Origin of the sequence: Psittacicella melopsittaci, from assembly GCF_003585925.1 — a bacterium.
GTDB lineage: Bacteria > Pseudomonadota > Gammaproteobacteria > Enterobacterales > Psittacicellaceae > Psittacicella > Psittacicella melopsittaci.
The window spans coordinates 1-11,174 of sequence record NZ_NRJH01000021.1; the positions used below are offsets into that span (position 1 = coordinate 1).

At 36.0% G+C, this 11,174-nt stretch carries 2 protein-coding genes; both read right to left on the bottom strand.

The genetic code is table 11. The annotated features are described in order from the left end of the window. A partial coding sequence (locus tag CJP74_RS02645; RefSeq protein ID WP_147397047.1) for a hemagglutinin repeat-containing protein occupies positions 1–8,402 on the bottom strand: 8,402 nt, incomplete at its 3' end. Positions 8,403–8,828: 426 nt separating this feature from the next. Then, positions 8,829–11,174 (bottom strand): hypothetical protein (locus tag CJP74_RS08090; protein ID WP_222986859.1); only part of this gene is annotated, 2,346 nt, incomplete at its 5' end.

Sequence of the window (11,174 nt, forward strand, 5' to 3'; positions counted from 1 at the left end):
GAACCTGTAACGTTTACTGAACCATTAGATGAGTCAATAGTTACATTGTTAGCAGCTGTAACGTTAGTACCGTTACCAATGTTCACGCCTTGGTTACCAGTAATGTTCACTGAACCATTTTCAGAAGTAACATTAGTTGCGTTAATAGTTGTAGTACCGTTTTCTGCATCTACATTAACACCTTGGTTACCAGAAATGTTGCTATTTTCGATAGTAACATTTTCTTTAGCAGTGATGTTAACTGTACCATTGTTAGCTGTTACGTTCGAACCTGTAACATTTACTGAACCATTAGATGAATCAATAGTTACATTGTCAGCAGCTGTTACGTTAGTACCGTTACCAATGTTCACGCCTTGGTTACCAGTAATGTTCACTGAACCATTTTCAGAAGTAACATTAGTTGCGTTAATAGTTGTAGTACCGTTTTCAGCGTCGATATTAACACCTTGGTTACCAGAAATGTTGCTGTTTTCAATAGTAACGTTTTCTTTACCAGTAATGTTTACAGTACCGTTTTCTGCAGTAATGTTAGAACCAGTTACGTTTACCGAACCATTAGCTGAGTCAACTGTTACGTTATCAGAAGCTGTAATGTTAGTACCGTTACCAATGTTAACACCTTGGTTACCTGTTACATTTACAGAACCATTTTCAGAAGTAACATTAGTTGCGTTAATTGTTGTAGTACCGTTTTCTGCGTCTACATTAACGCCTTGGTTACCAGAAATGTTGCTGTTTTCGATAGTAACGTTTTCTTTACCAGTAATGTTAACTGTACCGTTTTCTGCAGTAATGTTAGAACCAGTTACGTTTACTGAACCGTTAGCAGAATCTACTGTTACGTTATCAGCAGCTGTAATGTTAGTACCATTACCGATATTAACACCTTGGTTACCTGTTACATTTACAGAACCGTTTTCAGAAGTAACGTTAGTAGCGTTAATCGTTGTAGTGCCGTTTTCTGCGTCTACATTAACACCTTGGTTACCAGAAATGTTGCTGTTCTCAATAGTAACGTTTTCTTTACCAGTAATGTTCACTGTACCATTTTCAGCAGTAATGTTAGAACCTGTAACGTTTACTGAACCGTTAGCTGAGTCAACTGTTACGTTATCTGCAGCTGTTACGTTAGTACCGTTACCGATATTAACACCTTGGTTACCAGTAATGTTCACTGAACCATTTTCAGAAGTAACATTAGTTGCGTTAATAGTTGTAGTACCGTTTTCAGCGTCGATATTAACACCTTGGTTACCAGAAATGTTGCTGTTTTCAATAGTAACATTTTCTTTACCAGTAATGTTAACTGTACCGTTTTCTGCAGTAATGTTAGAACCAGTTACGTTTACAGAACCGTTAGCAGAATCTACTGTTACGTTATCAGCAGCTGTAATGTTAGTACCGTTACCAATATTAACACCTTGGTTACCTGTTACATTTACAGAACCGTTTTCGCTTGTAACATTAGTTGCGTTAATAGTTGTAGTGCCGTTTTCTGCATCTACATTAACACCTTGTTTACCAGAGATATTACTATTCTCGATAGTAGTGTTCTCTTTCGCAGTGATGTTAACTGAACCGTTAACTGCTGTTACATTTGAACCGATAACTGAAATTGAACCATTTGGTGTAGTAACAGTTACGTTGTCTGCTGCTGTTACATTTGTACCATTACCAATGTAAACACCTTGGTTACCAGTTACATTAACTGAACCGTTTTCAGAAGTAACATTAGTTGCATTAATAGTTGTAGTGCCGTTTTCTGCATCTACATTAACGCCTTGGTTACCTGAAATGTTGCTGTTTTCAATAGTAACGTTTTCTTTAGCTGTGATGTTAACTGTACCGTTGTTAGCAGTTACGTTAGAACCTGTAACATTTACTGAACCATTAGATGAATCAATAGTTACATTATCTGCAGCTGTAACGTTAGTACCGTTACCAATGTTCACGCCTTGGTTACCTGTTACATTTACAGAACCGTTTTCAGCAGTAACATTAGTTGCGTTAATTGTTGTAGTACCGTTTTCAGCATCTACATTAACACCTTGGTTACCAGAGATATTACTATTCTCGATAGTAGTATTTTCTTTAGCAGTGATGTTAACTGTACCGTTTTCTGCTGTTACGTTAGAACCGATAACAGAAACTGAACCGTTAGCTGAATCAATAGTTACGTTATCTGCAGCTGTTACGTTAGTGCCGTTACCGATATTAACACCTTGGTTACCTGTTACATTTACAGAACCGTTTTCGCTTGTAACATTAGTTGCGTTAACAGTTGTAGTGCCATTTTCTGCGTCTACATTAACGCCTTGGTTACCAGAGATATTACTATTCTCGATAGTAGTGTTCTCTTTAGCTGTGATGTTAACTGTACCGTTTTCTGCTGTTACGTTAGAACCAGTTACGTTTACTGAACCGTTAACTGAGTCAACTGTTACATTGTCAGAAGCAGTTACATTAGTACCGTTACCTAGGTTCGCACCTTGGTTACCAGTAATGTTAACAGAACCATTTTCTACAGTTACGTTTGTAGCGTTAACGTTAGTTGTACCATTTTCCGCATCAACGTTTACACCAGTGTTACCTGAAATATTACTATTCTCGATAGTAGTATTTTCTTTAGCTGTGATGTTAACTGTACCGTTTTCTGCTGTTACGTTTGAACCAGTTACGTTTACTGAACCGTTAGCTGAGTCAACTGTTACGTTATCTGCAGCTGTAATGTTTGTACCGTTACCGATATTAACACCTTGGTTACCTGTTACATTTACAGAACCGTTTTCGCTTGTAACGTTAGTTGCATTAACAGTTGTAGTGCCGTTTTCAGCATCAACGTTTACACCAGTGTTACCAGAGATATTACTATTCTCGATAGTAGTATTTTCTTTAGCTGTGATGTTAACTGTACCGTTTTCTGCTGTTACGTTAGAACCAGTTACGTTTACTGAACCGTTAGCAGAATCAATAGTTACATTATCAGAAGCAGTTACGTTAGTACCGTTACCTAAGTTAGCACCTTGGTCACCAGAAATGCTCACTGAACCATTTTCAGCTGTAACATTTGTAGCGTTTACATTTACAGTGTCATTTGCATCAATTGTTACACCTTTATCACCTGAGATATTAGAGTTTTCAATTGTTACATTTTCTGTAGCGTTAATTACAGCAGCACCGTTAGTTGTAATGTTACTATCAGTAACAACTACTGAACCTTCTTTAGCTGTTACAACCGCACTGTTAGAACCGTTTAATACAGTACCATTAGTAATGTTTACATTTTTACCTGAAACATTTACATCAGTTGCTTCTACGCTTGTATTACCTAAAGAAGCGTTACCTTTAGCATCAATAGTAAAGTTTGTAACATTTAGGTCTAAATCATTTAAGGTAATATCTTTACCTGAGTTAAATGATAAGTTACCTGTAGTATTTAATAGTGAACCACCAACAGTTAGTGAACCGTTTGTAGCATTTAAGTGAATACCTTGTTGACCTGAGATGTTAGAATTTTCTACAGTAACATCTTCACTTGCTGTTAGGTTTACATTACCTGCAGTAGAAGTTACATTAGTACCAATTGCATTTACTGAACCATTAGAAGAAGTTAAGTTAACATCACCTAATGCAGAAATGTTAGTACCGTTATTTAAGTTAGTACCTTCTTTACTTGCAATAGAAACATTACCTTCTGCAGCAGCAAGGTTTGAAGCATTTACATCAACTGTACCATTAGTAGAATTTAAGCTAATTCCATTAGTACCAGAGATATTTGAGTTGTTTACTGTTAAAGTTTCATTAGCAGTTAAAGCAACGTTACCTGCAGTAATGTTAGTACCTTCAACTGTAGCAGAACCATTTTCTGCTTTAACAGTTGCATTAGCATCTGCAGTTAAAATTGTACCGTTGTTTAAGGCTACATTGTTACCAGCTTCAACTGTAATGTCAGATGTTGAGTTAACTTTAGTGTTGTTTAAAGTTACATCATTACTTGCTACTACTGAAGCATTTGAAGCGTTAACATTAGTATCAACTAAAGTTGCATTATTAGTTGCATTAACTTTGAATTCACCTGAAGTATTGAACGTATTGTTTGTTGAAGTAACATTGTTACCTTCTAAAGTTACGTTACCTGCATTGTAATCAAAGTTAGAAACTTCAGCATTGTTACCTGCTTTAACAGTTAAGTTAGTACCGTCACCTAATGAAACACCTGAAGCATTAACTGTAGCGTTACCGCCAGCTGTTACTGTGAAGTTAGCATCTGTACCAGTTGCTAAAGCACTGCTTGTTAAGTTAACGTCAGAAGTATTAGAGTTAAGGCTAATGCCTTTAGTACCAGAGATATTTGAGTTGTTAACTGTTAAGGTTTCGTTAGCAGTTAAAGCTACGTTACCAGCAGTAATGTTAGTACCTTCAACTGTAGCAGAACCATTTTCTGCTTTAACAGTTGCGTTAGCATCTGCAGTTAAAATTGTACCGTTGTTTAATGCAACATTATTACCAGCTTCAACTGTAATGTCAGATGTAGAGTTAACTTTAGTGTTGTTTAAAGCTACATCATTACCTGCTACTACTGAAGCATTTGAAGCGTTAACATTAGTATCAACTAAAGTCGCATCATTAGTTGCATTAACTTTGAATTCACCTGAAGCATTGAACGTATTGTTTGTTGAAGTAACATTGTTACCTTCTAAAGTTACGTTACCTACATTGTAATCAAAGTTAGAAACTTCAGCGTTGTTCCCCGCTTTAACAGTTAAGTTAGTACCATTACCAAATGAATAGTTCGCTGTATTTGCATCAACTGTAGCATTACCACCTGCAGTCACCACAAATGATGAATCATCACCTGTTGCATAAGAAGCATTAGTTAAATTAACATCAGAGTTGTTTGAATTTAAGCTAATTGATTTAGTACCAGAGATGTTTGAGTTATTAACTGTTAAAGTTTCATTAGCAGTTAAAGCTACATTACCTGCAGTAATGTTAGAACCTTCAACTGTAGCTGAACCGTTTTCTGCTTTAACAGTTGCATTAGCATCTGCAGTTAAAATTGTACCGTTGTTTAATGCTACGTTGTTACCAGCTTCAACTGTAATGTCAGATGTAGAGTTAACTTTAGTGTTGTTTAAAGCTAAATCATTACCTGCAACTACCGAAGCATTTGAAGCGTTAACATTAGTATCAACTAAAGTTGCATTATTAGTTGCATTTACAACAAACTCACCTGTACCGTTAAATGTATTGTTAGATGCAGTTACATTCGCACCTGAAAGGTTAACATTATTTGTATTTACCTCTAGGTTAGTAACTGTAGTGTTACCTTTTGCAGATACAGTTAAGTTAGTACCATTACCAAATGAGTAGTTAGCTGTATTTGCATCAACTGTAGCATTACCACCTGCTGTTACCACAAATGATGAATCATCACCTGTTGCATAAGCAGCATCAGTTAAATTAACATCTGAGTTATTTGAGTTTAAGCTAATTGATTTAGCACCTGAGATGTTTGAGTTATGTACAGTTAAGTTTTCATTTGCAGATAAAACAACATTACCTGCTGTTACATTAGTACCTTCAACTTTAGTGCTACCATTTGCAGAAGAGATTTCAGCAGTATTTGAAGCATTAACAAATGTGTGGTTATCTAAAGTAACGTTATTTTGTGCCACAATGATTACAGAGTTATCTGCATCATATGTTGAATTTTGTGTGTAAACAGTAGAGTTAGTAGAGTTTACGGTAATATTGTTTGTTGCTTCTAAATGCGCATCTACAATTGAAATTTCACCTTCTCCAGAAACTGCAACATTAGTTGCATTTAAAGTAGCATTAGTTACATTAGTTTTAACTGTAGAATTAACATTTACATCATTAGTTGCTTTTAATGTTGTATTAGAAACTGTTACATTACCACCACTAACATTAATGTTATTCGCATCAATATCTACATCTTGAATCGTTGCCGTATTATTTGCTTGTACTGTAACGTTTGCACTTGTATTAATGTTTAAAGTTACATTATTTTTATCAAGAGTAGTATTGTTACCAGCAGAAACTGTTAAGTTACCTGAAGCAATATTTAAAGTAGTGTTAGTGAACTCAACGTCACCTTTTTTCGAAATAAAGCTTGCTGTTGTATTTGATGAAAGGTCAGAGTTAGAAACTTCTACATCACCTGAGTTAGCAATATAAGTAATACCAGAAGCGTTACTTGTTGTATTGTTAACTGTTACATCAGCTACATTGAAAGTATATGTACCATTACCACTTAGATTAGAGTTTTGCACTACTAATGAAGTGTTAGCTTGGTCCATTGTCCAGTTTTGTGACACATTAAAGTTACTGTTATTTAATGTAGTCGTTGTAGCATAGTTACCTGCTGATAAAGCAGTTAGTTGTTTAGTACTTACATTTGTATTATTGATTGTAAGGTTACTATTGTATTTAAACTGAACTGCTGAATTAGTCGAGTTAATTGTCGTATTCGAAATAGTAAAGTTACCTTTAGTATTCGAACGAATAAAACTTGTACCTGATGTACTATAAGCATTTAACGTTGAGTTGTTAATTGTAACGTCAAATGAGTAAACACCGTTGTTATACGGGTTTTCATCGGCAGAACCAATAACGTAAGTTAATGCGTTAATAGTTGAGTTCTGCATTGTAAAGCCTTGTAATGCTGTTAAAGTTACAACGCTCTTAGTTGCGGTAATTGTTGAATTGTAAATGTAGTATGAACCACCAGTAGTATAGATGGTTAACGCATTGTTGCTAGAAATAGTAATGTTTGCATTTAATAAATAGATATCACCATCTGTATAGAAGGTCATATAGGTTCTATTTAACCAGTTACTAATGTCTGCGTCTAAGTATCTAACTCCACATGTAAAGCCACTAGTACTTGCAGAACTGTTATAAACACACATGTTAGTTGGGTCAACTAACCAGTTACCTGTTTGGCCATACACTGAAGTTGTATTTACAATTGTAGAACTGTTTAACTCTACTGTTTTACCAGAAGTTTCAATGAAACCACCGTTCCCTAAAACAGATGTAGCTAAGAAGTTACCGTTAACATCTGCAGTATCACCCCATAAAGTAATATTACCTGCATCGCCTTTAACACCTGATACATTAATTTCAGCACCAGCAGCAACATTAGTAGTGTTAGCTAATTTGATTGTACCATTACCATAGTTGTCACCACCGATAACAATGTTACCACCTTGATTACCTGAAGCATTTAAAGTTGCATTAGCTTCAAGATCAATACTATCACCTAGAACTGTAATTTGACCACCTTTAGCCGAAGCATTAGAGGCATTTAAAGTTCCATTAACAACTACTTTAGAGTTTTTAAGCCCAGAAACTTGTGCATTAGTTTGAGCTGTAGTTTGTACTTCGTCAGATACTGAAGCACCGTATAAAACGATTTCTCCATTAGCATTAATTTTTGCATTAGTTGCTGAGGTCGCATAGTTAGACATAATATCAGCAAATTCGCTGTTTGAAGTATAACCATGAGCAACTTTGTTTGCTAATAAAGTAGCTCGTTTAGATACAATTTCCCCTAAGTTAACTGCTTTGTTTTCTGCAGTTACTTTATATGAAATTAATGGGTTATCTAAATCTTGAATTGTAATTGATTGACCAGCTAATAAGTAAACTGAGCCATTTTTAGCTTGTAGAACACCAGTATTTACTACTTGTCCACCAACTAAAGCTAAGGTACCATCGTCATTTACTTTAATAACACCTTGAGAAAGAATTTGCGCAATAGCTTTATCTTTATCTTGGTTAAATACGTAGTTACCTTTTAAGAAATCTTCGTTTGTAATATCTAATGTAGATGCAACTAAAGAAGATACATCAACAGTAGAATTTGCCCCAAAAACAATACCAGCTGGGTTTACAATAAATACTTTACCGTTAGATTGTAAAGTACCTAAAATTTGTGAAATTTGTCCACCTAGGACACGGTTTAGTACTGCTGAATCTGATGATTGTTGGATAAATTTAACAATCTCACCTTCATTAATGTTAAATTTTTGCCAGTTAATAATAGCGTTTGCAGAGTTAGTAATTTCTGTAATCGCACCATTAGTAATAACATTAACAGTACCTGAAACTACGTCCATTCCTGTACGTGCAGCGTCTGCTTGCGCAGAAGAAGTAGCTGCTACAGTTAAACCAGCAGTTAAACCAGCTAATACCGTATTTTTTGCAAGTGGACTTAATGATAAGTGACCTTCTCCAATTTTAGGAGATTTAACCACTTTTTCACCATTAGCGGTAGAGTTAGCACCAACATCAGCATTAGTTTCTAATTCAGAAACTACTACTAGTTGTTTTTTCGCTTTGCTATATTTTAAATTGTAAATTTTATTCATCTGTTATTTTCTTATTAATAAAACTTCTTTTTCTATGTCCCAAATAGGTCGAACTTATCATCCCAACTTCTAGTCAAGATAAATAAGTTCGCGTATATAACTTAAATTAAATAATTGAAGTTTTATTTTTACCCGTTTTTTTTAATGATAGAAATACTAATTAATACAAAGAATATGTTATGGCATAGAATTCATATTCTTTAAATTTGCTAATGCTTAGACAATAACTTTTGTAAAAAGTTTTATAAATTATAAAAAAAAGCTATAGTTATAAAAAGATTAATACTTGACTTTAAATTGCTGTTATTGTATTTTAAGTACGATATTCACAGGGTTAGTTCTAAATTTTCTTCTAAGTTTTGCACCAAATAAAAAAATCCCCCTCTCTAAAACTAGAGAGGGGGAAATTATTAGCTATTTAACTAATTATTTATCTGTACTAGCTACAGTTCCGATATCTGCAGTATAACGATTGTTATTACGTTCAAGTTGAACTTTGGCAACAACCTCTGCAGGTAGAACATCGATAGGAATTACATTAGGGATTTCACCTTTTTTACGAATTTGGTTGTTTAGATATGCACATAAGCGAGTTAAGTCAGCTTGTGCGTCATCATCTAGATCAATTCGACCTGATAATGAACCTGTATTTAGAACAGCACAAGTTTGTAATGAGAATCCAAAGCCTTTGAGATAGTTTTCTAAATTACTATCATTAGCGGCAATAGATATGGTTCCGTCGATATCAAAATCTAAATCAGAACTTGCAATAATTCTTGGAGCAAAGTCACGACCAGCGTCACGTTTAGCTTCATTAATATCATTGAGGTTATCATCAAATAACCAGTCATTGTATTTACCTTCAGCGTCTAAGTTAACGCTTGGAGTAGTAACTCTGTCATCTAAGAATAAAGCTTCTAAATGGAAGTAAGATCCTTTGGTTCCAACTAATGGATTTTCAGTGTTTGCACCGCTATTCCATTGGTATACACCTGTGCCAGATTTATATCCGTCCACATATGCAACGTTTGGATTTTCAGTTTCAGCACCTGAGTTCCATACGTATAGACCATCACCTACAACTTTACCTTCATGTTGTACTAAAGAATCACCACTTGTGTAACCTGGAAGGAATGCAACATTTGGATTATCGGTTTGTGCTCCGCTGTTCCATTGGTATACACCTTCACCATTTGCGTAGTAAACTTTGTCTGGATCATTGTATTTAGAAGTATCTAAATCGCCGATCTGGTCGTTTGGTGTATTTCCTTTTTCAATATTGTCAGTAGTAAATACAATTTCACGAGTTAGACCTTCACCAGTTGCATAGCTATCAGGGCTACCAGCTAATGGATTAGTTGTATCTCCAATTACATCACGAGCATTGCCTCCTGTTTGAGCGTCTGCACGTTCTGCTGCCTCTGCTGCTGGACCATAGGCAAAGAGACCTTCACCATTTGCATAGTAAACTTTGTCTGGATCATTGTATTTAGTTGTATCTAAATCACCGATCTTATCGTTTGGTGTATTTCCTTTTTCAATATTGTCAGTGGTAAATACAATTTCACGAGTTAGACCATCACCAGTTGCATAGCTATCTGGGCTACCAGCTAATGGGTTAGTGGTATCTCCGATTACGTCACGAGCGTTACCGCCAGTTTGAGCATCTGCACGTTCTGCTGCCTCTGCTGCTGGTCCGTAACTGAATAATCCCTCACCATTTGCATAGTAAACTTTGTCTGGATCATTGTATTTAGTTGTATCTAAATCACCGATCTTATCATTTGGAGTATTACCTTTTTCAATATTGTCGGTAGTGAATACAATTTCACGAGTTAGACCATCACCAGTTGCATAGCTATCTGGACTACCTGCTAATGGGTTAGTTGTATCTCCGATTACGTCACGAGCATTGCCACCTGTTTGAGCGTCTGCACGTTCTGCGGCGTCTGCTGCTGGTCCGTATGCAAAGAGACCTTCACCATTTGCATAGTACACTTTGTCTGGATCATTGTATTTAGTTGTATCTAAATCACCGATCTTGTCGTTTGGTGTATTACCTTTTTCAATATTGTCTGTGGTGAATACAATTTCACGAGTTAGACCTTCGCCAGTTGCATAGCTATCTGGACTACCTGCTAATGGGTTAGTTGTATCACCAATTACATCACGTGCGTTACCACCTGTTTGCTCGTCTGCACGTTCAGCTGCATCAGCTGCTGGTCCGTAGGCAAAGAGACCTTCACCATTTGCGTAGTACACTTTGTCTGGATCATTGTATTTAGTTGTATCTAAATCGCCAATCTTGTCGTTAGGGGTATTTCCTTTTTCAATATTGTCAGTAGTGAATACAATTTCACGAGTTAGACCTTCTCCAGTTGCATAGCTATCTGGACTACCTGCTAATGGGTTAGTTGTATCACCTATTACATCACGAGCATTGCCACCTGTTTGAGCGTCTGCACGTTCAGCTGCGTCTGCAGCTGGACCGTAACTGAATAATCCCTCACCATTTGCGTAGTAAACTTTGTCTGGATCATTGTATTTAGTTGTATCTAAATCACCGATCTTATCGTTTGGTGTATTACCTTCTTCGATATTGTCAGTAGTGAATACTATTTCACGAGTTAGACCGTCACCAGTTGCGTAGCTATCTGGGCTACCTGCTAATGGGTTGGTGGTATCACCTATTACGTCACGAGCATTGCCACCAGTTTTAGCGTCTGCACGTTCTGCGGCCTCTGCTGCTGGACCGTAACTGAATAATCCCTC